At 68.7% G+C, this 25067-nt stretch carries 17 protein-coding genes, 2 pseudogenes and 1 other annotated feature; of the genes and pseudogenes, 11 read left to right on the top strand and 8 right to left on the bottom strand.

The window, feature by feature from the left end:
• Window positions 1-29 precede the first annotated feature (29 nt).
• The 5 genes from IPJ61_RS02065 to IPJ61_RS02045 all read right to left on the bottom strand — a co-directional run bounded on the left by IPJ61_RS02065 (window position 30) and on the right by IPJ61_RS02045 (window position 4732).
• Window positions 30-830, bottom strand: coding sequence for a family 1 encapsulin nanocompartment shell protein (locus IPJ61_RS02065; RefSeq protein WP_297102509.1), 801 nt, complete (start codon window positions 828-830; stop codon window positions 30-32).
• Window positions 827-1849 (bottom strand): Dyp-type peroxidase, encoded by a 1023-nt coding sequence (locus IPJ61_RS02060; RefSeq protein ID WP_297102507.1) that lies wholly within the window; start codon window positions 1847-1849, stop codon window positions 827-829. The genes IPJ61_RS02065 and IPJ61_RS02060 overlap by 4 nt, the downstream gene beginning before the upstream one ends.
• Before the next feature lie 923 nt (window positions 1850-2772).
• Window positions 2773-3657 (bottom strand): class I SAM-dependent methyltransferase, encoded by an 885-nt coding sequence (locus IPJ61_RS02055; RefSeq protein ID WP_297102505.1) that lies wholly within the window; start codon window positions 3655-3657, stop codon window positions 2773-2775.
• Between the two features lie 206 nt (window positions 3658-3863).
• Complete coding sequence (locus IPJ61_RS02050) at window positions 3864-4565, bottom strand: VOC family protein (protein WP_297102503.1); 702 nt, start codon at window positions 4563-4565, stop codon at window positions 3864-3866.
• On the bottom strand, window positions 4562-4732 hold the full coding sequence (locus IPJ61_RS02045) for a ribbon-helix-helix domain-containing protein (RefSeq protein WP_297102501.1): 171 nt from the start codon (window positions 4730-4732) through the stop codon (window positions 4562-4564). Before IPJ61_RS02045 ends, IPJ61_RS02050 begins: the two co-directional genes overlap by 4 nt.
• Window positions 4733-5130: 398 nt before the next feature.
• Here IPJ61_RS02045 and IPJ61_RS02040 point away from each other — a divergent pair, with 398 nt between their 5' ends.
• Complete coding sequence (locus IPJ61_RS02040; protein ID WP_297102500.1) at window positions 5131-8529, top strand: pyruvate carboxylase; 3399 nt, start codon at window positions 5131-5133, stop codon at window positions 8527-8529.
• 3 nt (window positions 8530-8532) lie between these two features.
• On the opposite strand, the gene IPJ61_RS02035 is transcribed toward IPJ61_RS02040, so the two are convergent.
• Window positions 8533-9150: a hypothetical protein gene (locus IPJ61_RS02035; RefSeq protein ID WP_297102498.1), complete on the bottom strand. Its 618-nt coding sequence runs from the start codon at window positions 9148-9150 to the stop codon at window positions 8533-8535.
• Between the two features lie 233 nt (window positions 9151-9383).
• On the opposite strand from IPJ61_RS02035, the gene IPJ61_RS02030 reads away from it, so the two are divergent.
• Both IPJ61_RS02030 and IPJ61_RS02025 read left to right on the top strand, forming a co-directional pair.
• A complete protein-coding gene (locus IPJ61_RS02030) occupies window positions 9384-10346 on the top strand; it encodes a hypothetical protein (RefSeq protein WP_297102496.1) in 963 nt (320 codons plus the stop codon).
• 21 nt (window positions 10347-10367) lie between these two features.
• Window positions 10368-11549, top strand: a pseudogene (locus IPJ61_RS02025) (Gfo/Idh/MocA family protein); the annotation flags it as partial.
• A gap of 18 nt (window positions 11550-11567) precedes the next feature.
• Here IPJ61_RS02025 and IPJ61_RS02020 read toward each other — a convergent pair.
• Window positions 11568-12845, bottom strand: coding sequence for a CAP domain-containing protein (locus tag IPJ61_RS02020; RefSeq protein WP_297102494.1), 1278 nt, complete (start codon window positions 12843-12845; stop codon window positions 11568-11570).
• 98 nt (window positions 12846-12943) lie between these two features.
• Between IPJ61_RS02020 and IPJ61_RS02015 the strand changes: the two genes are divergently transcribed.
• The 8 genes and pseudogenes from IPJ61_RS02015 to IPJ61_RS01980 all read left to right on the top strand — a co-directional run bounded on the left by IPJ61_RS02015 (window position 12944) and on the right by IPJ61_RS01980 (window position 23908).
• On the top strand, window positions 12944-14095 hold the full coding sequence (locus IPJ61_RS02015) for an N-acetylglucosamine-6-phosphate deacetylase (protein WP_297102492.1): 1152 nt from the start codon (window positions 12944-12946) through the stop codon (window positions 14093-14095).
• A gap of 238 nt (window positions 14096-14333) precedes the next feature.
• Window positions 14334-15595 (top strand): annotated as a pseudogene (locus tag IPJ61_RS02010) (IS3 family transposase).
• Window positions 14618-14746: a sequence feature (AL1L pseudoknot), on the top strand. It overlaps the preceding pseudogene by 129 nt.
• Before the next feature lie 112 nt (window positions 15596-15707).
• On the top strand, window positions 15708-16400 hold the full coding sequence (locus IPJ61_RS02005; protein ID WP_297102490.1) for a metal-dependent transcriptional regulator: 693 nt from the start codon (window positions 15708-15710) through the stop codon (window positions 16398-16400).
• Window positions 16393-17139 (top strand): class I SAM-dependent methyltransferase, encoded by a 747-nt coding sequence (locus IPJ61_RS02000; protein ID WP_297102488.1) that lies wholly within the window; start codon window positions 16393-16395, stop codon window positions 17137-17139. Before IPJ61_RS02005 ends, IPJ61_RS02000 begins: the two co-directional genes overlap by 8 nt.
• 71 nt (window positions 17140-17210) lie before the next feature.
• The gene (gene trxA, locus IPJ61_RS01995; protein ID WP_297102486.1) at window positions 17211-17540 is read left to right on the top strand and encodes a thioredoxin; all 330 of its coding nucleotides are present in this window, start codon (window positions 17211-17213) and stop codon (window positions 17538-17540) included.
• Between the two features lie 127 nt (window positions 17541-17667).
• Window positions 17668-19305, top strand: a complete 1638-nt coding sequence (locus IPJ61_RS01990) for an NAD(P)-binding protein (protein WP_297102484.1) — start codon at window positions 17668-17670, stop codon at window positions 19303-19305.
• On the top strand, window positions 19302-22883 hold the full coding sequence (gene nifJ / locus IPJ61_RS01985; protein ID WP_297102482.1) for a pyruvate:ferredoxin (flavodoxin) oxidoreductase: 3582 nt from the start codon (window positions 19302-19304) through the stop codon (window positions 22881-22883). Before IPJ61_RS01990 ends, nifJ begins: the two co-directional genes overlap by 4 nt.
• Window positions 22884-22894: 11 nt before the next feature.
• Entirely contained in the window at window positions 22895-23908 is a 1014-nt protein-coding gene (locus tag IPJ61_RS01980; RefSeq protein WP_297102481.1) for a dihydroorotate dehydrogenase-like protein, read from the top strand.
• A gap of 148 nt (window positions 23909-24056) precedes the next feature.
• Here the strand turns inward: IPJ61_RS01980 and IPJ61_RS01975 are convergent, their stop codons facing one another.
• Window positions 24057-24992, bottom strand: coding sequence for a type IV toxin-antitoxin system AbiEi family antitoxin domain-containing protein (locus tag IPJ61_RS01975; protein WP_297102479.1), 936 nt, complete (start codon window positions 24990-24992; stop codon window positions 24057-24059).
• Between the last annotated feature and the right edge of the window lie 75 nt (window positions 24993-25067).

Below are 25067 nucleotides of genomic sequence, written 5' to 3'. Positions count from 1 at the left end.
TGGCCGTCCACGGAAGACCAGCACCCCGATCAGGAAGCGGTGAGCGCGACCGCAGCCTCGGCGGTGTTGGCGAGGAACGTGAACGACTCCTGGAAGTACAGCTGGACGGACTCGGCGTCGTGCGACAGGTAGCCGATCGACAGGTCCTGGCCAAGGTGCAGCTCGTAGTCGCCGCCGCGGGTGGTCAGCACGACGGCGCCCTCGATGGCAGGCGCCCAGATGATGTCCCCGTCGACGATGCGTGCGAGGTGTGCCATCAGCGGGAGGCCGTGGTTCGAGGTCTCGCTGATCAGCGTGTACAGCTCGGCGCCGAGGAGGACGGTGTAGGGGCCCTCGACGCCGGCGAGGCGCAGCTCGGAAACGGCCTGCGAGACGGCCTCCGGCACGTCGTCGACATCTGAGGGAACGGCGATCGGGAGGTTCGACGACGCGGGACGGATGCCGTCGATGGCGGCCGCGGCGTAGCCATCGAGGATGGCCCGGTCCTCGGCGAACGCGATGCGCTGCGCCGCGTCCTTCAGCGGATCCCAGTCGGCGTCCTTGCTGCCGCGCTCCACGCCGTCGATCTCCTCGCGCGAGAGGGTGAACGGCACGCGCAGCTGGACGACGGGCTTCGAACGGAAGACGTGCGACTCGACGCCGTGGTCCGGCTCGTCGATCTCGTGCAGCCGGCCGAGGCCGACGGCGGCGAAGTCGTTGCCGTGCGGGCCGGACACGTCGACGACCCGGCGCCCCGCGATGTTGCGCTGGAACGTGCGCTTCGCCTCTTCCTCGATGTCCGCCCACGCGGCGTCCGAGATGGGGGCCAGATTGCGATGCAGGTTGTTCATGAGGGGTTCCTTCCGAGTGCGCCGATGCCGAGCGAGCCGTCCGGCACGGCGGGAGTGGGTTCAGGGGCAGCGGGCTCGCCGACGAGGCTGGGGGAGGGCGGTTGGTCCTCCAGGAAGTCGACGGTGGGGCAGTAGAACATCGAGCCGGTGACGGCGGTCGAGAAGTCGAGGATGCGGTCGGTGTTGCCGGGCGGGAAGCCGATGAACATGTTCTCGAGCATGAGTTCGATGTCCTCCGGGTGTCCTGCGTAGCCGATGAAGTAGGTGCCGAACTCGTCGGTTCCCAGCTCGCCGAACGGCATGTTCGAGCGCAGGATCTCGCGCGCCCTTCCGTCGTCGGCCTCGGGCAGGTCGTTCAGCGCGATGTGCGAGTTGGCAGGTTTGACGTCGTCGGGCATCTCGATGTCTTCCATCTTCGTGCGGCCGATGACGCGTTCCTGCTCGCCGACGCTCAGCGCGTTCCACGCCGACATGTCGTGCAGGTACTTCTGCACGACGACGTAGCTGCCGCCCGCGAACGCGGGGTCCTCGCCGCCGACGAGCGCGGCCTCCGCGGCCTCGTCCTCCTCAGGGTTCTCGGTTCCGTCGACGAAGCCGAGGAGGTCGCGCTGCTCGAAGTAGCGGAAGCCGTGCGTCTCGTCGACGACGTCGGCAGCGCTACGCAGCCGGTCCATGATGACGCGGCCCAGCTCGAAGCAGGGCCCGGGGGTTGCCGCGCGGATGTGGAACAGCAGGTCGCCCGGGGTCGACGGCGCGGAGTGGCGTCCGCCGTCCAGCGGCATGAAGGGGTGCAGCCCGGCCGGCCGCGGCCCGGAGAACAGGCGCCCCCAAGCGTCCGAACCGACGCCGACGACGATCTCTAGCCGGTCGTTCGGGACCCGGAAGCCGACGGCGCGGCGCAGCGCGGGCACGTCGGCGAGCAGACCGCGGGTCACGTCCTCGCCGCCTTGCCGCACGGTGAGCACGAGAAACAGCGCCGCCGCGGGCAGCGGATGAAGGATGGCCTGGGGACGCGTCACGCTCCCCACCCTAGTCCGGCTTCCGGACGCCCGCAGGGCAACCGGCGGTCAGCGCTTGCGGACGACCACGACGGTGCCGTTATCCTGCCAAGAAACCAATGGTTGCGTGCGTTGACGGCAGGCGCCAACAGCCGTGCTATCGCGGATCACGCTCTCAAGGCACAATCGCGCCCTCAAGAACCAACTTTGGTACCGAGTCTGCGGCGCCGAACGCCGACCTGAAATGCGGCTGTGGCAGGTGTGGCGCCTTTGGGTCCCGAACGAATTACCTTGTCATGGTTGAGTTGATGGCTGAGGTAGTCCTCTGTGGGCACTGCTGGTGGGGCCTTGGGCCGGATTTCCTAGCTTGACCGGAGGAGGGAGTGTCAACAAGTTCGCTTCTGACGCGCTCAATGTTGAGCCCGAGGAAGGTAGAAATGTCCAAATCATTAACCAGTATCACCGCGAGGTTCGTCACGGTTGGCGTTGCTCTCGGGGTAACGCTAGGGCAAACGCCTGCTGTTTTTGCCGACGACGGCGGACATACACCTGCCGAAGTCGCCATGTTGGTTTCCGAGGCGGTCGCGGTGGCCGTGCCGACGACACCCAAGCGAGCGCCTAGCGTGTCCGCGGACGTCGACATCCCAACTGATCCGGACCTGGACGTGGAGGTGGGGCTCAGCGATGGTCCTGCGTTGGGGGTCTCCCTCCCCGAGGGGCTAGACCTCTCTCGGGGCGTCGCTACGGAGGATGGCACCGCATGGCTTGTTGTTCTTAACTTTGTTGATATCTCCGGGCCTGGGCAACTGCCTTGGGCTGGCCCAGTCTCAGTAGTTCCGGTCTTTGCTTGGCTTATTTGGATGTACGTCACCGATGCGCGTCACCGACGCGACTCGAAGTAGGGCAGTTGCCCGGAGAACGCCGACTCGGTAGGGGCCCACTTGCTAGGGCCTGCGGGCGGTCACCGAGAACGTCACCGGCATACGGTCGCGTTCCGGCCCGGGCCAGGCGAATCCGCCGTCGACCTGCTCCATGTGCGGACTGTACTGCCAGGGGAGGACGGTGCCCTCGTCGAGGCGCTCGATGCGGAGCCCTGCGCCGATGAGGGCATTGACCACCTCGGACAAGGCATGGGGCCACTCGTAGGTGCGGGTGTGGGCCACCGTGCCCTCGCCCAGGTAGGTGCCCTCGTCGTCCCAGACCTCCGCGGACCCGTCGCCGAAGTAGCGGCGAACGGTGCGTAGGTCCGGGGCGTTCTCGTCGAGGGCATACATGGCCTGGTGCCCGTCACGGATGTAGAACAGGCCGCCGGGACGGAGGATCGCCGCGATCTGCGCGGCCCACCGGTCGAGGTCGTTCAACCAGCAGATCGTGCCGATCGAGGTGTAGACGACGTCGAAGTCGGCCGTCGGGGCCGCGCCGCGGGCGAAGGCTTCCCGGACGGCCGCGGCGGCGTCGAGCACATCGGTCTCGACCCACGCGACGTCGACGCCGTACCGCTCGGCGAGGCGAGCGGCGGAGGCCAGCGCCGAAGGGGAGAAGTCGACGCCGGTGGTGCGCGCCCCGACGCGCGCGAACGAGATGGTGTCGGTGCCGATATGGCATTGGAGATGGCACAGGTCCAGCCCATCGACGGTGCCGTTCGGAAGGAACGGCGCCATCGCGGCGAGGTCGTCGGCGACCACGCGGGTCAGGTCCTCGTCGACGGTGCCGGCAGCGACGCCGTAGCCAACCTCGTGAATCGGGACCCGGTCCTCCCAGTTCGCGAGGTTGGCCGCACGCCCCTCCTCCCAGGAGACGTGTGCCGTCCGCTCGTGTGACTCGCTCATGCGTCGAGGATATCGCCGACGGTCACCGCGCTCCGACGCCAGCCCTACACCGCGTCGCCTGCCTTCCGTCGTGGCGCCAGCCCTCCATCGTGACGCCTGCGCTCCGTCGAAGGTGCCTGGCTTGCGCCGTGGCGCCAGCCGTGTAGGGCAGGCGTCACCGCGCAGCGCTGGCCACACCGTTCGACGGCAGGCGTCACGGCCGGGTCTCAGGCGTCGAGGCGGGTGTAGCCGTAGAGGTCGTCCATCGCGCCGTTGATCCAGAGCTCATCGCCGTCGGGGGTGACGACGCGGAGCGTGCGGTTGTAGGCCTCGTCCACCACCGTGGCGGCGAAGCCGGAGTCGGTGAGCCGCCGCGCCAGGTCGTCGAGGTCGCCCGTGCATTCCAGCGACAGGCCGATCGTCGGGGCGTCGCCGGCATGCAGCGCAGCTGAGCCGCCGCCATCGGCCTCGAACTCGATCCATCCGCCCGAGTCCGACGCGAGCCGGGCGCGCAGCCCGAGCGTCTCGAGGATCCGCCGCGGCTCGTCGAGATCGGCCTGGAACCAGATCGGCTGGACGGCGAGGGTTCCGGAGTTCGCGACCCGTGCGCCTGCCGAGGCGCTGATCGTCGCCCCGGATGCGGCGGTGATGGTGAGGAGCGGGCCGACGTCGTTGAGCATCGTGCTTTCTACCGTGAGCCCCGCGTCTCGGAGCCGCGCCTCGGTGGCGTCGAGATCGTCGACGAGGAAGTGGAGGTCGGCGGTGCCCACGCGGCCGCCGTCGGCGTAGTGAATCGCGAGGATGCCGCCGCCCTCGAACTCGGCCCAGTCTTCGCCAGGTGTGAACGGCGGGGTCAGGCCCAGGGCCCGGGCGAGGGCGCGCCATTGCCTCGTGTGGGAGGTGTAGTAAATGAGCTGGACGGTGATCATCGGTTCGCCTCCGTGGTCGTCAGGTAGTGGGTGAGCGCCTTCTCCACCAGGGCAGAGAGCGAGAGGTCCTCGTCGATCGCGCGGTGCTTGACCTCGCGGATCAGCGACGGGGGGAGATAGACGTTGAACTGCACCTTCGGCTGTGTCGCGCCGTCTGACGACTGCATGCTAGCAATATAGCATCTGTTTCTCACGGCGCCAGCGCTCCCTATCCGCGGCGCCTGCCCTCCACCGTGACGCCAGCCCTAGACCGTGACGCCAGCCCTACACGGTGACGCCTGGCATCCACCGTGACGCCTGGCTTCCAACGGCGATACCTGGCTTGCATCGTGGCGCCTGCCCTACACGGCTGGCGCTACGACGCAGGCCAGGCTTCTTGGTCAGGAGACAGGCGCCACGGTGTAACGCTGGCATCACGGGTCGGAACGCTGGCATCACGGTCGGAGGCAGGCGTCATGACTCGGACGGCTGGCGGCACGGGTCGGAAGGCTGGCGTCGCGGTCGGAGGAGGCGGGGGCTGGACCAGGAATCGGCGGGGAGGTGCGCGGCCAGTAGTGTGACGGCCATGTTCCACAAGGTATTGGTCGCCAACCGAGGCGAGATCGCCGTCCGGGCGTTTCGCGCCGCGGTCGAACTCGGGCTCCGCACCGTCGCCGTCTTTCCCTACGAGGACCGCAACGCCGACCATCGCGTGAAGGCGCACGAGTCCTACCTGATCGGCGAGGAGGGACACCCCGTCCGCGCCTACCTCGACATCAACGAGATCATCCGCGCGGCGAAGGAGTCCGGGGCAGATGCCGTCTATCCCGGCTACGGCTTCCTCTCCGAGAACCCCGACCTCGCCGCCGCCTGCGCGGCCAACGGCATCACCTTCATCGGCCCGTCCGCCGAAGTGCTCACCATGGCGGGCAATAAGGTCGCGGCCATCGAGCAGGCCCGCAAGGCAGGCGTCCCGACGCTGGCTTCCTGCCCGCCGTCGACCGACCCTGAGACGCTCATCGCCGCCGCGCACGAGATCGGCTTCCCGGTCTTCATCAAGGCCGTCGCCGGTGGCGGCGGGCGCGGCATGCGCCGCGTCGACGACCCCGCGGTCTTCGCCGACGAGCTCGGCGCGGCCATGCGCGAGGCCGAGGGCGCCTTCGGCGACCCGACGGTGTTCGTCGAGCAGGCCGTCGCCGCGCCGCGCCACATCGAGGTGCAGATCCTCGCCGACGGCACGGGCGACACCGTCCACCTGTTCGAGCGCGACTGCTCCATCCAGCGGCGCCACCAGAAGGTGATCGAGATCGCGCCCGCGCCGCGCATCTCCCAGGAGCTCCGCGACGCGCTCACCAGCGACGCCGTGAAGTTCGCGAAGGCCATCAACTACACCTGCGCGGGCACCGTCGAGTTCCTCGTCGAGACCGACGGCCCGCGCGCCGGCCGCCACGTGTTCATCGAGATGAACCCACGCATCCAGGTCGAGCACACGGTCACCGAGGAGATCACCGATGTCGACCTCGTGCAGGCCCAGATGCGCATCGCGCGCGGCGAGACGCTGGAGGAGATCGGGATCCGCCAGGACGAGCTGCAGATCCGCGGCGCGGCGCTGCAGTGCCGCATCACCACCGAGGACCCGCTCAACTCGTTCCGCCCCGACACCGGCCTCATCACCGCGTACCGCTCCGCCTCCGGCGCCGGCATTCGACTCGACGGCGGCACAACCGGCACCGGCGTCGAGATCAGCCCGCACTTCGACTCGCTGCTGGTGAAGCTCACAGCCCGCGGCCGCACGCTCGACGGCGCCCTCGCCCGCGCCCGTCGCGCGCTGGCGGAGTTCCGCGTGCGAGGCGTCGCCACCAATATCCCGTTCCTGCGCGCCGTGCTCGACGACCCGGACTTCGAGCGCGGGGCTGTGACCACGTCGTTCATCGACGAGCGACCCTACCTGCTCAGCGCCCGCACGCCGGCCGACCGCGCGACGAAGCTGCTGCGCCACCTCGCAGAGGTGACCGTCAACAAGCCCAACGGCGACGCCGTCACCACGCTGGGGCACTGGTTCAAGCTCCCGACGGCAGACCTCACGGTCCCCGCCCCGGACGGCCCGCGCCAGCGATTGGGCGAGGTCGGCCCGGCTGCGTTCGCGGCCGAGCTGCGCGCCGCGGTCCCCGTCGGCATCACCGACACCACCTACCGCGACGCGCACCAGTCGCTGCTCGCCACCCGTGTCCGCACCCGCGACCTGGTAGCCGTTGCCCCCGTCCAGGCGCGGCTCCTGCCGAACCTGCTCTCGGTCGAGTGCTGGGGCGGCGCCACCTACGACGTCGCCCTGCGATTCCTGGGCGAGGACCCGTGGGAGCGCCTCGCGAAGCTCCGCGAGGCCATGCCGAACCAGAACCTGCAGATGCTCCTGCGCGGCCGCAACACCGTCGGCTACACCCCGTACCCGAGGGAGGTCACCGACGCGTTCGTCGAGGAGGCCGCTGTGACGGGCGTCGACATCTTCCGCATCTTCGACGCGCTGAATGACGTGTCCCAGATGCGTCCCGCGATCGACGCCGTGCTTGCCACAGGAACGACGATCGCCGAGGTCGCGCTGTGCTACACCGCCGACCTGCTCGACCCCGCCGAGCCCACCTACACGCTCGACTACTACCTGCGCCTCGCGGAGCAGATCGTCGAAGCGGGCGCCCATGTCCTCGCGATCAAGGACATGGCCGGCCTGCTGCGCCCGGAGGCGGGGCGCCGCCTGGTGACCGCGCTGCGCGAGCGCTTCGACCTGCCCGTGCACCTGCACACGCACGACACCACCGGTGGCCAGCTGGCCACCCTGCTCGCGGCCATCGACGCGGGCGTGGACGCCGTCGACGTGGCCAACTCGGCGATGAGTTCGACGACGTCGCAGCCGCCGATGTCGGCGCTTGTCATGGCGCTGCAGCACACCCCGCGCCAGCCCGACCTCGACCCCCGCGCCGCGCTGGACCTCGAGCCGTACTGGGAGGCGGTCCGCCGCCTGTACGCGCCGTTCGAGTCGGGGTTGCCCGCGCCGACCGGTCGCGTCTACAGCCACGAGATTCCCGGCGGCCAGCTGTCGAACCTGCGCCAGCAGGCCATCGCGCTGGGACTCGGCGACAAGTTCGAGGCCATCGAGAACATGTACTCGGCGGCAGACAAGATCCTCGGCCGCCCGACGAAGGTAACGCCGTCGTCGAAGGTCGTCGGCGATCTCGCGCTGCATCTTGTCGCCGTTGGCGCGGACCCCGCGGAGTTCGAAGCCGACCCGCAGCGGTTCGACATCCCGGACTCGGTGATCGGCTTCCTGAACGGCGAGCTGGGCGAGCCCGCGGGCGGTTGGCCGGAGCCATTCCGCAGCAAGGCGCTGCAGGGCCGCAGGACACCCGTCCGCGACACGGAGGTGCCCGCAGCCGACCTCGCGCTCCTCGCCGAGGCCGGCCGCGCCCGCCAGGAGACCCTGAACCGGCTCCTGTTCCCCGGCCCGACGCGCGACTTCGAGCAGGCGCGCCTCGACTTCGGCGACGTCTCCGTGCTCCCGACGCTGCCGTACCTCTACGGCATGCAGCGCGGCGAGGAGTACGCCATCCCGCTGGAGAAGGGCGTGACCCTGCTGGCCGGCATCGAGGCGATCTCGGAGCCCGACAAGCGCGGCAAGCGCACCGTGATGTGCCTGCTCAACGGGCAGATGCGGCAGGTGCGCGTGCGCGACCTGTCGATCGCATCGGAAGTGGCCGCGGCGGAGAAGGCGGATCCGAACAACAAGGGCCACGTCGCGGCACCGTTCTCCGGCGCGGTGACCCCCACCGTCGAGGTGGGCGCGGAGGTCGCCGCCGGCGATCAGGTGGCCACCATCGAGGCCATGAAGATGGAGGCAGCGATCAACTCGCCGGTCGCTGGCGTCGTGAAGCGCGTGGTCCTCACGGGGGCCACCCCTGTCGAGGGCGGCGACCTGGTGCTCGTGATCGAGTAACTGCTATTCGGGAAGGCCGATGACGACGACGTCCAGGCGCTCGTCGGCCGCCACCCTGAGCACGTCGACGACCTTGGCGACCGCGTCGCGCGCCTCCGCTGTCAGGTCGGCGCGGGCTGCGGCCTCGGCAAGGGCCTCAAGGGCCTCGACGGCATGCACGTGCTTTGCATACCCCGCGACCTGGCCCGGAAGCGGCGGCAGCGGCATCCCGATGGGGCGGTCCCACAGGGAACGCAGCGCGTAGTCGCTGTTCAAGCCGGCGCGCGCGAGCTCCCACTCCGCGGCGTCCCAGCCGTCATGGCTCAACTCGACCGTCGCCGTTGCGGCGGACAGCTCGACCAACCATGCCGCCAGCAGCCGCCAGCTCGGACGCAGCCGGTCCGGCGCGACATAGGCGCCGGTGAGCAGCGCCTGCATGTCCTGCTGCGAGGGGACCGACGGATCGACCTCAGTAGGGCGGTGACGCCGGGTGAGCGGCCCGAGCCAACCGCGCGTGGTCGGCGCGGGCGTGCTGAAGGAATCCGCGGCCGCCGAGCGGAGCCGAGCCCCGAGCTCGGGCGGAGCGCGAAACACGTCGCGGACGTCGTCGATGGCGACCGCGCAGAACAAGGTCCGTTCCATGAACCAACGGTAGTCGCGTGATGCTTCGTTGGGGAGCTTGGGGACACGTTGCCGGTCCCCGCGTATCCTCGGGGACGTGAATCCTCGAACTCGCCGCCTGATCGTGACGGGGGTGCTCGTCGCCCTGATCGTTGTGGCCATCGTCGGCGCGCTGTGGGGGCAAGGGCAGTGAGCGGTTCGGGGTCGCGCAACGGGGCGCCAACTCCACGACACGCCACTAGGCTGGGAGCTCCATGAACACCTCACGATTCGGGCTCGCCGTGCTGGCCGCCGGCCTCGCCCTCGGGCTCGCTCCGCTCGCGGCCGTCGCCGACGACATCCTCCCGCCCGACGGTGTCGCCCCCGTCGTCGGCATGGCCCACGACGGCGAGGCCCTCTGGCTGGCCGGCGCTTCCGCGAACGACGGCATCGTCGTCAAGGCCGAAACCGGAGACGAGGTGCGGTTCAACGCCACGCCCCAGTCCGTGCAGGCCCTCGCCTGGAGCGAAGACAAGCTGTGGGTGGCCGACTTCGGCGACGCGGACGCCGCGCGCGACCACGTCGTCGCCTACCGCCTGACCTCGACCGAACCGGGACAGACCACGTACAACGCGTTCGACTTCCGTTACCAGGACGGCCCCCGCGACGCCAAGGCGTTCCTGATCTCCGGCCGTGGTCGCGTCTACGTCGTGACCTCCGGCGACAACCCGGGCATCTATCGGTCGTCGCTGAATCTGTCGCGCGAGTCGATGAACACGCTCGTGCGGGTCACCGCCGCGCCGGAGGGCGTCACCGACGGCGTGTTCCTCGCGGACGGCTCCACCATGGCCCTGCGCACCGCGAAGGGCATCGAGTACATCGATGCGTTCAGCTGGGACACCGTCGTCACCGACACCATCGACGGCGCGCCCGAGGGCGAGTCGATCGCACGCGGCGCGGCCGACGAGATCTTCGTCGGCGGAAACCCGGCCATCAGGACCACGGCGAAGCCACCCGCGGACACGACGACGACAGTGACGCCCTCGCCGGAGCCGGAGGCCTCGCCGTCGGAGTCGCCGAGCGGCAGCTCCTCGCCGACGTCGACGGCCACTGCACCCGCGGACGACGACGTCGCCGGAGGCGCCCAGCCCTCGCGGCGCGGCACGATCATCGCGCTGGCCCTTGCCGGCGTGCTGGCCCTCGCGGCGGGCGCCGTCGCGTTTTTCGTCCGCAAGTGAGAGAGTTGGCACATGGATCGGGAACTGCTGAAGGTCGGCGTCGTCGGCGTGGGCGCGCGATCGGGGATCGCGCGGATCTTCGAGCACGCCCAGAACGGCGGCGTGATCACCGCCGCGTATGAGCCGCACCCCGACGCGGAGCAGCGCATCATCGACCGGCTGGGCCGCGCCGACATCGTCGCGGCGGGGTCGCTGCGGGAGCTGGCCGAGTCTGGAGTCGACGTCGCGCTGGTCACCACCCCCGACGACACCCACGCCGCCGTCGCCTGCGAGCTGCTGGAGGCCGGCGTACCCGTCTACCTTGAGAAGCCGCTCGCGATCCACCTCGACGATGCGACGCGCGTCCTCACGACGGCATATGAGACCGGCACGAAGCTGTACGTCGGGCACAACATGCGGCACATGGGTGTGGTGCGCGGCATGCGTGACCTCATCCGGCAAGGACTGATCGGCGAGGTGAAGGCGATCTGGTGCCGCCACTTCGTCGGCAACGGCGGCGACTACTACTTCAAGGACTGGCACGCCGACCGCCAGCACGTGAACGGCCTGCTGTTGCAGAAGGCCGCGCATGACCTCGACGTGATGCACTGGCTCGCCGACTCGCACACCGTGCGGGTCACCGCGATGGGTGCCCTTTCGCTGTACGGGCGGGTCACCGACCGCCGCGACCGGACCGGCGAGCTGATGACTGACTGGTTCAGCTACGACAACTGGCCGCCGCTGTCGCAGACCGGTCTCAACCCCGTCGTCGACGTCGAGGACCTGTCGATGATGCTGATGCAGTTGGAGTCGGGCGTCCTTGCGTCATACGAGCAGTGCCACTACACGCCCGACTACTGGCGCAACTACACGGTGATCGGCACAGAGGGCCGGATCGAAAACTTCGGCGACGGCGAGGGCGGCGTCATCAAGCTGTGGAATCGGCGCCGAGACTACGACGCGCAAGGCGACGCCCAGTTCCCGATCGCGGGCGACGCCGGCGGCCACGGCGACGCGGATGTCCTCACCGTCGGCGAGTTCGTCCGCTTCGTCCGTGAGGGGGCGCCGACGGACACCTCACCACTCGGTGCGTGGCACGCCGTCGCTGCCGCGGTCCAGGCGACGGATTCGTTGCGCTCCGGCTCCGCCCCGCGCGACATCCCCACGCTGCCCGAGGACCTCGTCGCTTACTTCCGCAACAATCAGCAGCACACGGCGGGTTGATTCACCAACCAGCGGTGGTCAGGCGACCTTCTTCGTGTGCGCGGAGTGCTTGTACACCGTGGCGTAGCCGCTCTTGGAGCCCTTGACCCGCACCTTGATCTGGGCGCCCTTGTCGGCCTTCGTGACCGTGTAGGTCTTCGCCTTGGCGCCTGCGATCTTCGACGACCCGCGGTACCACTGGTAGGTGAGCTTCACGCCGCTCGGCTGCCAGGTGCCCGGCTTCGCGGTGAGCGTCGCGCCCACCTTCGCGGTGCCGGAGACGGTCGGCGTCGGCGTCCTCGTCAGCGACTTGTAGGTGGCGGTGAACACCTTGACGGTGTAGCTGACCTTCTTCGCGCCCTTGATACCGGTGATCGTGACCTTGTAGCTGTCGGTCTTGCCGGACTTCGGCTGGGTGAGCTTCGGTGTCTCCCACACCAGCGAAGGGTCGCCGGCACCCCAGCCTCGTGCGATGACCTTCGTCTTCAGGTTCTTGCCGTTCTTGGCCATCGTGACCTTGGCTTTGTCGAACTGGTCGTAGTTGTAGTTCCAGGTGTCCTCGTCGAACACCAGCGGCAGCGAGTACGACCAGCGCTTGCTCGTCGGCACGGTCTCCCACGGGAAGTAGCCCTTCGACGGCCATGCGGTCCCGCCTTTGGGCCGCGGGTTCGCGTTGTCGCTCTTGGCGTCGGAGTAGACGTACAGCGCGTTGGTGCGGCTGGTCGAGCCGGTGCCGAAGCGCGACGCCTCCGGGTTCAGGATCCACCGCCGGTGGCCGACCTCCTTGTTGTGGTCGCCGTAGTCGTCCATGTACAGCGAGATCGAGTGCGCACCGGCGCCGGCCGAGCTGCCCCAACTGATCGCGATGTTGGAGCGGGCCGCCGTGGCGCCGCCGTGCTTGCTGTAGCACTTCCAGCTGCTGGCCGGGTAGTGGCTCAGCGTCTCGTTCGCCCGCATGATGAGCGCCGTCTGCTGCGCCTTCGCCGACAGTTTCGTGTTCTCTTTGACGGGCTCGAGCCCGGCGAGCCGACGATAGAAGTTGACGGCCGTGAACGTCGCCTTCGTGGAGGCTGACGACTCGTTGCCCGCCGCGGCCCTCGGCTGCGTCGTCGGCTTGCCGTTCTTGCACTTGGCCACGCTGCCCGTCCATTTGGGCTTCACCTTCAGCGCGGGCACCAGCTGCGCGTTGTAGGCCTCTGCGACCTCCGTCTTCGAGGTGGTGTCGATGGGGTCGGCGTGCGCGACGGAGGTGCCGAGCCAGCCGGAGGCCAGGAGCACGAGCGCCGTCGCCCACGAAGTCATTGCGCGCTTCTGCATTCGTTGAGCCTAATCGGGGGCGGGTCGAATGAACAGGAACGACTATCCGTTTTAGGGGTGTGGCGTGAGCGGGGGCGACAGACCACTAGGTTTGGCCCATGTCAGCCGAGTCGTTGCACGTCGCCCACGCCGTCACACCGGACGGGGTGATAGACGACGCCGTTATCGCATTCGAGGACGGGAGGATCGTTTCGGTGCGCCCCGCCGACGGAGACGGTGACCCGTTGCCGCTGTGGGCCGTGCCGGGCTTCGTCGACACCCACTGCCACGGCGCCGACGGCGTGAGCTTCGGCGACCCGGATCGCGAGGCGAACCTGCGCGCGGCCCGGTACCACAGGACGCACGGCACGACGACGCTGTTCGCCAGCACCGTGACCGAGCCCATCGACAAGCTGGAGCGGCAACTCGCGGTGCTGCGCGGTCTCGTCGAGGAGGGGGAGCTCGCGGGCATCCACTTGGAGGGGCCGTTCCTCGCGCCCGAAAGAAAGGGTGCGCACGACCTCGCCCTGTTGCGCGATCCCGATCCGGAGTCGGTCGAGCGCCTGATCGCGGCGGGCGGTCCGGCGTTGAAGATGATCACGATGGCCGTCGAGCGCCGGCACGGCGAGGAAGCCACCCGTCGGTTCGTCGAGGCGGGCGTCCACGTCGCCTTCGGGCATTCGGACGCCGACGACGTCACCACCGCACTGTCGATCGAGTGGGGCGCCGATGTCGTCACGCACCTCTTCAACGCCATGCGTTCCATCCACCACCGCGAGCCCGGTCCCATCCCCGTCGTCCTTTCCGACGAGCGCGTGATGGTCGAGCTGATCTGCGACGGCATCCACCTCGCGCCGGTGATCGCGGGGATGTCGATCGACGCCGCAGGCCCCGGCCGGGTGGCCCTGGTCACCGACGCGATGGCCGCGACGGGCAAGGGCGACGGGCGTTACATCCTCGGCGAGCTGAAGGTCGATGTCGTGGACGGCACCGCGCGGCTGGTCACCGCCGACGGCTCTCCCGGCGCCATCGCCGGCTCGACCCTCACCATGGCGCGCGCGTTCCAGTTCGTGGTGCAGGACGTGGGCGTCTCGATCCCCGACGCCGCGCTCATGGCGGCGACGACGCCGGCCGCTTGGCACGGCCTGGCCGGCGTCGGCCGCCTCGCGCCCGGATTCCTCGCGGACGTGTGCCTCGTCGACGATGACGGCGCCCTCCACGGCGTCCTCCGCCACGGCGAGTGGGTAACCGCTGATCCGAAAATGACTTGATGGTGGGCAGGGTCGGTTGACGGGTCCCCGGGGTTCGGGGTCCGTCGGTTTCGGGTTTTGCTGGGTTACGCGATTTCGTTGATGGTCAGGACGAATCGTTGGGTTCACACCGCGAAGCGGCTCAAGAGCTGGTTAAGCGGGCGCCCAGGCCCTGTTCCAGTCGGCTGAGTTCGGGTGCTGCGCTGGTGAATCGCCCCGGGTGTGGTGGAGGGTCTGATTCCGCGAAAGGATGATGACTATGCCAGCACCGAGGAAGTATCCGCCGGAGTTGCGTGAGCGTGCGATGCGGCTTGTTGCCGAGGCCAGGAAAGAGGATCCGGAGTTGTCGCTGAACGCGGCGGTGGTTCGGATCGGGCAACGTGTCGGGGTCAACGCCGACACGCTGCGAGGCTGGTGCAGGCAGGCCGCGATCGACGCGGGCGAACGCCCCGGGACCACCACCAGCGACGCTCAACGCATCAAGGCGCTCGAAGCCGAAGTGCGCGAGCTGAAGCGCGCGAACGAGATTTTGTTGGCGGCGTCCTCGTTCTTCGCGCGGGAGCTCGGCCCGCGTTTGCCGTGGTAGTTCAGTTCATTGACGATCATCGTGACCGGTTCGGGGTCGAGCCGATCTGCCGCGTGCTGACCGAGCACGGGGTGAAGATCGCCCCGTCCGGCTACTACGCGTTCTAGAAGCGGCCGCCCTTGGCCAGATCGCTGCGTGCGCGGAACTGGTCGCCGAGATCGAGCGGGTGTTCTTCGGTCTGAAGCTCGGGCGCGGGATCAGTGGCGTCCGGAAGATCTGGCACCTCCTGCGCCGCGAGGGCTTCATGGTCGCCAGGTGCACGGTCGAACGGCTGATGCGTCAGCAGGGGCTGCGCGGGATCCGGCGCGGGAAGCAGGTCGTCACTACCCGACCCGACACGGGCGTGTCTCGTCCGCCGGATCACGTGCAACGCTGCTTCCGCGCGGACCGACCCAAACCAGCTCTGGGTCGTGGACTTCGAGTATGTGCCGACGTGGTCGGGGATGGCGTTCACCGCGTTCGTCACCGACGTCTACTCACGCAGGATCGTGGGCTGGCGGACGATGAACCGAATGCCCACCGATCTGCCGCTGGATGCCCTCGAGATGGCCCTGTGGATCCGCGACCGCGCCGGTGAAGACGTCACCGGCGTCATCCAACACTCCGACGCCGGAGCTCAATACACTGCTTTGCGCTACTCGGAGCGACTCGCGGACGTCGGCGCGATCGCCTCGATTGGAACCGTCGGTGACAGCTACGACAGCGCTCTCGCAGAGACCGTCGTGGGGCTCTACCAAACCGAGTGCGTCAAGATCGACGGCCCGTTCCGCACCGCCGACGAGCTCGAACTCGCCACGCTGTCCTGGGTCCACTGGTTCAACGAGAACCGGCTGCACTCCTCGATCGGATACCTCACACCCATCGAGCAGGAGACCAGTACCGTGAGAACACCCCCCCAGCAGCAACCGCAGCTGGGAGAACTCGCCCTCCACTAAACCCGGGGCGATTCACGTTTCGCTCGTGCAGGCGGGCATGCCGCAGTTGGTACAGAGACGGGCTGTCGCCTTCCCGGACTAGGATCATGGGGGAGACGAAAGGTGAAGAGGCATGAGCGGCGACCTGATCGATACCACTGAGATGTACCTGCGCACGGTGTACGAACTCCTTGAGGAGGGCGTGACGCCGCTGCGAGCGCGGATCGCGGAGCGGCTGCACCAATCCGGGCCGACCGTCTCGCAGACCGTCGCCCGTATGGAGCGCGACGGGTTGCTGGTCGTCGACACGGACCGCACCATCAAGCTGACCCGTGCGGGAGCACATCTCGCGCGCGACGTGATGCGCAAGCATCGGTTGGCGGAGTGCCTGCTGACCGAGGTGATCGGCCTCGAGTGGGACAAGGTGCACGATGAGGCGTGCCGCTGGGAGCACGTGATCTCGCTCGACGTCGAGAAGCGCCTGATCGAGATCCTCGACACCCCGACGGTGTCGCCGTACGGCAACCCGATCCCCGGGCTGAAGGATCTCGGCGTCGACATCGAGCACACGCCGTTCCGGCAGGGGGCCGCGCCGCTGGCCGAGGTCGCCACGGACGAGCCGCGCCGATTCACGCTGCGCAGGATGAGCGAGAACATCCAGGCCGACCCGGACTCCCTGCGCGCGCTAGATGAGTTGGGACTGCGTCCAGGCTCCGAGTTCGAAGCCGTCGGGGACAGGGGAGGTGTGCGTATCACCTTGGGCGAGAAGTCGCTCGACCTCGGCCATTTCGCGGCGGAGTTGCTCTTCGTCGACGCCGATGTCTGAGCAGACCCCCGTCACGCAGCCGGGGCGCGGCCCCGGCGCGATGGAGGCTGTGCTCTCCCGCTCCTTCGGCGGCGAGCACACCCCCTATGAGTGGCTGGCGCGCTCGGTGTCGTCGTCGGCGAAGACGGTGCTCGACCTTGCCTGCGGGGCAGGGGCCATGGTGGACCGGCTGGCCCGTCCGGGGCGGACCGTCATCGGGCTCGACCGTGCGATCGAGGAACTGGAGGAGGCTCGGCGCCGTGGTCGTGGTCCGCTCGTCCAGGCCCACGCTTCCTACCTGCCGTTCGCGGACAACTCGTTCGACGCCGTGGTCACGTCCCTGGGAATCGCGGTGGTCGCCGACCGCCCGCGCTTCCTCGCCGAGGCCGCCCGCGTGTTGCGGCCCGGGGGAGTGTTCGCCGCGCTCACGCCGTCGCTGCGGCCGACGAACGTCGACGACCTGAAGCTCATCAGCCGGCTTCTGGGAGCGCTGCGTGTCGCGCCGCATCTCCCGGGCATCACGGAGTTCAAGGCGAAGCCGGCGTTCACCGCCGTCGGCTTGACCAAGGCGGAGGACAAGCGCGCGAGGTACTACTACGAGGTGGCGAGCGAGGAAGACGCGCTGCGGCTGCTCGACGGCCTCCGCGCCCCGATCGACGCCGCCCGCGGCGCCGCGGCGATCGAGTACCTCCGCGGCCGCTTGGCCGACGGCCCGATCCGGGTGCCGCTGCCGATGAGGCGCCTGATCGCCATCAAGTAACGACCGCTGGGGAATACCCTCACGGGCATACTGGTTGTTCTCTGAGAACCGAGATACGAAAGGGGTTGCAGATGGCAACCACGGCACTGACTTCCGAGAACTTCACGAGCACCGTCGAGGACAACACCATCGTGTTGGTCGACTTCTGGGCCGACTGGTGCGGGCCGTGCAAGCGTTTCTCGCCCATCTACGAAGACGCGTCCACGCGTCACGAGGATGTCGTCTTCGCGAAGGTTGACACCGAGGACGCGCGCGATCTTGCCGGCGCGCTCGAGATCCAGTCCATCCCGACCATCATGGGCTTCAAGGATGGCAAGCTGGTGTTTCGCCAGTCCGGTCTCCTGAGCGGCAAGCAGCTCGACTCGCTGATCGAGCAGATCCAGGCACTCGACGTCGCCTGATTTTCGCACGGCGTTTTGCGCCTAATTCGCTGTCTGACAAGCGCTTCGGCATTCGGAGGCCCCGCGGTTCGCCGCGGGGCCTCCGTCGCTACGATGATTCGTAGTAGGCGAATTGAAAGGGGTAACGATGCCCTCCGAGCGCAAAGATATGACCGTTCTTCCGGACCTCAGTCAGGCGGAGGGGCGCGTGGGGCCGGTGCGGTCCCGCCGGCCCGTGTACCTGGACATGTTGCCGCCCTGCAACGCGGGATGCCCCGCCGGCGAGAACATCCAGGAATGGCTGCGGCTGATCAAGGCGGGCAACGCCGTCGCCGCCTGGCGTCAGCTGGTCAAGGACAACCCTTTCCCCGCGATCCACGGCCGCGTCTGCTACCACCCCTGCGAGACCGCCTGTAATCGCGGCGACCTCGACTCGGCCGTCTCCATCCACTCCGTCGAGCGCTACCTCGGCGACCTCGCGCTGACCAACAACTGGCAGTTCCCGAAGCCGCGCCGTCGCTCCGGGCGCCGCGTCATGGTCGTCGGCGCCGGACCGTCGGGCTTGTCGGCCGCCTACCACCTGACCCGCCTCGGCCACGAGGTCGAGGTCTTCGACGCCGGCGACCTGCCGGGAGGCATGATGCGCTACGGCATCCCCGAGTACCGACTCCCGCGCGACGTCCTCGACGGCGAGATCGCGCGCCTCGTCGAACTGGGCGTCGTGTTCCGGCAGAACACGCCCATCAAGGACCTTCTCGGCCAGCAGGCAGCGGGCAACTTCGACGCCGTGTTCGTGGCGGTCGGCGCGCATATCTCCAAGCGGGTCGACATCCCCAGCGCCGACGCCTCGCGCGTGGTCGACGCCGTCAGCTTCCTCCGCGACGTCGCCTCCGGTGAGCGCCCCGTCATCGGCCGCAAGGTCGCGATCTACGGCGGCGGCAACACCGCGATGGACGCTGCGCGCGTCGCCCGCCGCCTGGGCGCGGAGGAGTCCGTCGTCGTCTACCGCCGCACGGAGCAGCAGATGCCCGCGCACGAGGAGGAGAAGGAGGGCGCGGTCGCCGAGGGCGTGAAGATGAACTGGCTGCGCACCATCACCTCGATGGACGACGCCGACCTCACCGTCGAGATCATGGAGCTCGACGAGAACGGCAAGGCCGTCGGCACCGGGCGCTACGAGAAGCTCGCCGCCGACACCGTCATCCTCGCGCTCGGCCAGCGCGCCGACACGGACTTCCTGCACGCCATTCCCGGGATGAGCTTCCACGACGATGTCGTCGACGTCGACCCGAACACCCTCATGACCGCCGTCCCCGGCATCTTCGCCGGCGGCGACGCCGTGCCGTCGGACCGGACCGTGACCATCGGCGTCGGCCACGGCAAGAAGGCCGCGCATCGCATCGACGCGTGGCTGAACGTCGAGGAGTACGTGCCGCGGCCCAAGAACCCGATCGTCGGCCTCGACCAAATGAACGTCTGGTATTTCGGCGACCACGCGCGCCGCCAGCACGAAGAGACGCACATCGACAAGCGCATGGAGGACTTCGGAGAGATCGTCGCGGGTCTGAGCGACGCCGAGGCGGAGTTCGAGGCGCGGCGTTGCCTCAGCTGCGGGAACTGCTTCGAATGCGACGGCTGCTTCGGCGCCTGCCCGGAGGACGCGGTGATCAAGCTGGGAAAGGGCAACAGATACCGCTTCGACTACGAAAAATGCACCGGCTGCGCCACGTGCTACGAGCAGTGCCCCGTGCATGCCATCGAGATGATCCAGGAGGGCACCCGATGAGAAAGGTCATCGTCGACGGCAACGAGGCCGCGGCAGACGTCGCCTACCGCGTCAGCGAGCTGTGCTCCATCTACCCGATCACCCCCAGCTCGACCATGGCGGAGCTGGCCGACGAGTGGGCCGCGCACCGCAGGGCCAACGTCTGGGGCCAGGTGCCCACGGTCATCGAGATGCAGTCCGAGGGTGGCGCCGCCGGCGCCATGCACGGCGCGCTGCAGGGCGGTGCGCTGTCCACGACGTTCACCGCGTCGCAGGGCCTGCTGCTGATGATCCCGAACATGTACCGGATCGCCGGTGAGCTGACCTCGACCGTCTTCCACGTCGCCGCGCGGTCGCTGGCCACGCAGGGCCTCTCGATCTTCGGCGACCACCAGGACGTCATGGCCGTGCGCCAGACCGGCGTCTGCCTGCTGAGCTCCGCGTCGGTGCAGGAGGCCCACGACATGGCGGCCATCGCGCACCGCGCGACACTGGGCGCCCGGCTGCCGTTCGTCCACTTCTTCGACGGCTTCCGTACCTCGCACGAACTGAACACCCTTGTACCGCTGACCGACGACGAGCTGCGCGCATTCATCCCTCGCCAGCTGGTCCTCGAACACCGCAGCCGCGCGCTCAGCCCCGCGAACCCGTTCATCCGGGGCACGGCGCAGAACCCGGACACGTACTTCCAGTCGCGGGAGACGGCCAACCCGTACTACCAGTGGGCACCTGCCGTCGTCGCCGACACCATGGCCCGGTTCGCCGAGCTCACCGGCCGCCGCTATGAGCTGATCGAGTACACCGGACACCCCGAGGCCGAGCGCGTCGCGATCATCATGGGCTCGGGCATCGAGGCCGTCACCCCGGTCGTCGATCAGCTGGTCGCCGACGGCGAACGCGTCGGCGTGCTGCAGGTGCGCCTTTACCGCCCGTTCCCGGCCGAGGCGCTGCTGGCGGCGCTGCCGGAGACGGTGCAGCGCATCGCGGTCCTCGACCGGACCAAGGAGCCGGGGGCGGGCGGCGAGCCGCTGTTCCTCGACGTCACCAGCGCGCTGGCCGAGGCCGTCGGGGCGGGGCGCAGGGCGTCGTTGCCGATGGTGATCGGTGGGCGGTACGGCCTGTCGTCGAAGGAGTTCACGCCCGCAATGGCCAAGGCTGTTTTCGACGAGCTGGCCGCCGTCGCGCCCAAGCCGCGGTTCACCGTCGGCATCTACGACGACGTGACGCACCTCTCGCTCTCCTACGACGCGTCCTTGGACCTTGAGGATCCGGAGACGCTGCGCGCGGTGTTCTATGGGTTGGGGTCTGACGGCACCGTCGGCGCCAACAAGAACACCATCAAGATCCTCGGCGACTCCGATGACACGTTCGCGCAGGGCTACTTCGTCTACGACTCGAAGAAGTCCGGCTCGCGCACCGTGTCGCACCTGCGCTTCGGGCCGAACCCGATCCGCGCGCCGTACCTGGTCAACAAGGCCGGGTTCGTCGGGTGCCACCACTGGTCGATCCTTGAGCGTGCCGACGTCCTGGAGTTCGCCCGGCCGGGAACGACGCTGCTGCTCAACTCCGTGCACGGCGCCGACACCTGGCGGCACCTGCCGCGGCCGATGCAGGAGCGGATCATCGAGCTGGGCGTCGACGTCTACGCGATCGACGCAGGCAAGGTGGCGCGCGCCGCGGGGCTCGGCTCGCGCACGAACACCATCCTGCAGACCTGCTTCTTCGCGATCTCCGGCGTCCTCCCGCGGGATCTGGCGATCGAGAAGATCAAGAAGGCCATCACCAAGACCTACGCGCGCAAGTCGGCCGAGGTGGTGCGGAAGAACCATGAGGCCGTCGACCAGGCGCTGGCGGAGCTGCATCATATCGACGTGCCCGAGTCGGCCGAGTCTGGGCTGGGCCTGATCCCGCCGGTGCCGGCGGACGCGCCGTCGTTCGTGCGCGACGTCACGGCCATCATGTTGGAGGGTCGCGGCGACGACCTGCCCGTCTCGGCGCTGCCCGTGGACGGGACCTACCCGTCGGGCACCACCAAGTACGAGAAGCGCAACATCTCCGAGATCGTCGCCGAGTGGGATCCGGAGGCGTGCATCCAGTGCGGCAACTGCGTGTTCGTGTGCCCGCACGCGGTGCTGCGGTCGAAGACCTATCCCGAGGGCGCGATCACGGAGGCCCCCGACGGCTTCCTCAGCGCCCCGCTGAACGCGGCCGGCCTGCCATCGACGGCGTACACGCTGCAGGTGTACGTGGAGGACTGCACAGGATGCGGGCTCTGCGTCGAAGCGTGTCCGGTCAAGCCGATCGATCAGCCGTCGCGCCGGGCCATCAACCTGGTGCCCAAGCTGGACCGCGAGGCCGACAGGGAGGCGGTGGAGTTCTTCGAGGAGATCCCGCTGAACGACCGCACGTGGATCGACTACTCGACGGTGCGCGGCATCCAGCTGCTCGAGCCGCTGTTCGAGTTCTCCGGCGCCTGCTCCGGCTGCGGCGAGACGCCCTACCTGAAGCTGCTGACGCAGCTGTTCGGCGACCGCGTCACCGTGGCGAACGCGACCGGCTGCTCCTCGATCTACGGCGGCAATCTGCCGACGACCCCGTGGGCGAAGAACGCGGCGGGCCGCGGCCCTGCCTGGTCGAACTCGCTGTTCGAGGACAACGCGGAGTTCGGTCTCGGCATGCGGCTGGCGGCGGACCTGCACGAGGACCTGGCGCGGGCGCGGCTGGAAGAGCTGCGCGGCGAGATCGCCGACGACGCGCTCGTCGACGCGATCCTCGGATCGGACCAGAAGCAGGGCTCCGAGTTGGCGCTGCAGATGGCGCGGGTGGAGTCGTTGAAGGAGCGACTGGGCGAGCTGAGCGGCCCGACGATCGACGACCTGAAGAGCGTCGCCGACCACCTCACCCGGCGCTCGGTGTGGATCGTCGGCGGCGACGGCTGGGCCTACGACATCGGCAGCTCCGGACTCGACCACGTCCTGGCGAGCGGCCGCGACGTGAACATCCTGGTGCTGGACACCGAGGTGTACTCGAACACCGGCGGCCAGGCCTCGAAGTCGACGCCGCTAGGCGCCGTCGCGAAGTTCGCCTCCGGCGGCAAGATCAGCAACAAGAAGGACCTGGCCATGCAGGCCATGGCGTACGGCTCGGTGTACGTGGCGCGCGTCGCGATGGGCGCTGACCCGCAGCAGACGTTGACGGCCTTCCGCGAGGCTGAGGCGTACGACGGCCCGAGCCTGATCATCGCCTACAGCCACTGCATCGCGCACGGCATCGACATCCGGAAGGGTCTCGAGCAGCAGTACCGGGCCGTCAACTCCGGCCACTGGCCGCTGATGCGCTACAACCCGGTCATCCGCGACGCCGGCGGCAACCCGTTCCTGCTGGACTCGCCGCGCCCGAGGATGTCGCTGGAGAAGTACCGCTCGGCCGAGCTGCGGTACAAGGTGCTCAAGGCCGCGGACCCGGAGGAGGCAGAACGCTTGATCAAGCTGGCGCAGGACCAGGTCGACCGGCGCTGGGCGGAGTACGAGGAGCTGGCCACGCGCGGCGCCGACCGCTTCGCCGCCGACGCCCAGACCACCGGAACCTGGCGGGTATGAGGAGAGAAACGATGACCAATCTCAGCACCGACTACTTGGGACTGCGGCTGCGCAACCCCGTCGTCGCGTCGGCGGGGCCGCTGTCGCAGACGGTGGAGGGCATCCGGGCGTTGGCCGACGGCGGCGTCGGCGCCGTCGTCATGTACTCGCTGTTCGAGGAGCAGCTGCGGCGGGAGGCTGAGTCGGTTGCGGCGTTGGAGGAGCTGTACGACGACTCATTCGCGGAGGCGCTCAGCTACTTCCCGTCCGTCCCCGTCTCCGAGAAGGATGCGAGCCACGCGTACCTGCGCCTCGTCGAGGAGGGAGCGAAGGCGATCGACGTGCCGTTGATCGCCTCGCTGAACGGCGCGTCGGTCGGCGGATGGACGGCCTCGGCGCGGAGGCTAGCCGATGCGGGTGCGGCCGCCGTCGAGCTGAACATCTACTTCGTGCCTGGCGACATCACGGTGTCCGGACGCGAGGTCGAGGAGCGGCACCTGGAGATCCTGAGCGCGGTGAAGTCCGCCGTAGACATCCCGGTGGCGGTCAAGCTCAGCCCGTACTTCTCGTCGGTCGGGAACATGGCGTTGCAGCTCGACGCCGCGGGCGCCGACGGCCTGGTGCTGTTCAACCGGTTCCTGCAGCCGGACATCGACGTCGATCGTGTCGCGGTCGAGTCCGGCGTCTCGCTGTCGTCGCCGGTCGAGGGACGCCTGCCGCGGACGTGGATCGCGGTGCTGCAGGGCAAGCTGAAGGCTTCGTTGGCGGCGACGACCGGCGTCGACACCGCCGACGATGTGGTCAAGTACATCCTTGCCGGCGCCGACGTCGTGATGACGACCTCATCGCTGGTGCGCCGCGGGCCGGCCTACGCGCAGGTCCTCGTCGACGGTCTTTCGCAGTGGCTCCGCGCGAGGGATCTGACGCTGGACAAGGCCCGTGGCCTTCTCGCGGTCCCCGCCGACGCGGCCGCCGACGCCTACGAGCGTGCCGGCTACGTGTCGGCCTTGGAGAAGGCGAAGTCAACCTACGGCTCGCTCCGCTGACCGCGCACCCTCCGTGACGCCTGCCTTCCGTACCGCGATGCCTGCCCTCTGCCCGTGACGCCTGGCTAATATCGTGACGCCTGCCCTGTCACGCGTGAGAACGCAGGCGCCGTGATTTAGCGCAGGCGTCAGGGATGGAGGGCAGGCGTCACGGTCCTATTCGGGCGGCGGCGAAGGACCTGCGCTGAAGTTCGAGAGCACGCTGCACCAGTCGTGGCACCTCTCCGTAGCGCTCCAGCGCGGGCACGTCCCACCGTACGGGCCAGAAACCTGCCTGGCGGATGGCCTCCTCGCGGCGTTTCTCCTGCATGATCGCATCCTGTGGGCTTTGGCCGGGCTTGAGCAGGTCGCCGTACTTCCACTTGCCGTCCACCTCACCGATCAGTTGGTACGCGGGCCAACCGAAGTCGGTGCGTGCGACGAACACTCCGTTGGAGTCGTAGATCTCATACTGGGGCACGGGTTCGGGGAGACCGGCGCGAGCGATCTGGACCCGGCTTCGCGACTCCGCCGGCGACTCAGCTCGGCCATCGGCAAACTGCGTTGCCATGCGGGCCTTCGGGTTGCCGCGGAGCTTGCGATGGCGAGTGACTGCAGCGCGGAGAAGCTCCTTCGGAAGCCCGACGTGGAGTGCAGCGTCGCACACCGCGACGCCCCACTCGTACGGAAGCAGCCGCGCGAGGTCCGACGCTGTGCGGGCGAGGGTCGTGACCGGAATACCGTCGATGAACGTGACCTCGTCGTCGGCCAGGACGGTGTGGCGAACGCGCATTGCCTCGCTGCGGTCGCCGTGCCCGTTTGTTCGCCGCGTCATGAGGACGGAGACCGGAACGTCAGGGAGTGGCAATCCATGGAGGACGGCAGCCGACTGGTGGGTGAAAACGCTCGAGGTATCGACAAGCGGAAGCGTCGCCGTGATCAGTCGACGGTGTGCTTCGCGAGGGCTGAGTTCCTCGCTCGTGCAGTAGACGCCACGGCGAACGCGGTGCAGGAGGCCCGCTCGCAGCCGCGCCTCGATCTCTGCGGGAGTCAGGCCGTTGGCGATCAGCTGGGCTCGAGTGATGCCGGACTGAGGTGTGGTCATGGCTCAAGTGGACAACGCTTCTATCGGGTGGGTACCCCGCCATCGCGATCTGTGGATAGCTTTCGTGAGATCGTC

Origin of the sequence: Tessaracoccus sp. (genome assembly GCF_016714275.1) — a bacterium.
Classification (GTDB): Bacteria; Actinomycetota; Actinomycetes; order Propionibacteriales; family Propionibacteriaceae; genus Arachnia.
This window is presented reverse-complemented; position numbering and strand designations above follow the sequence as displayed.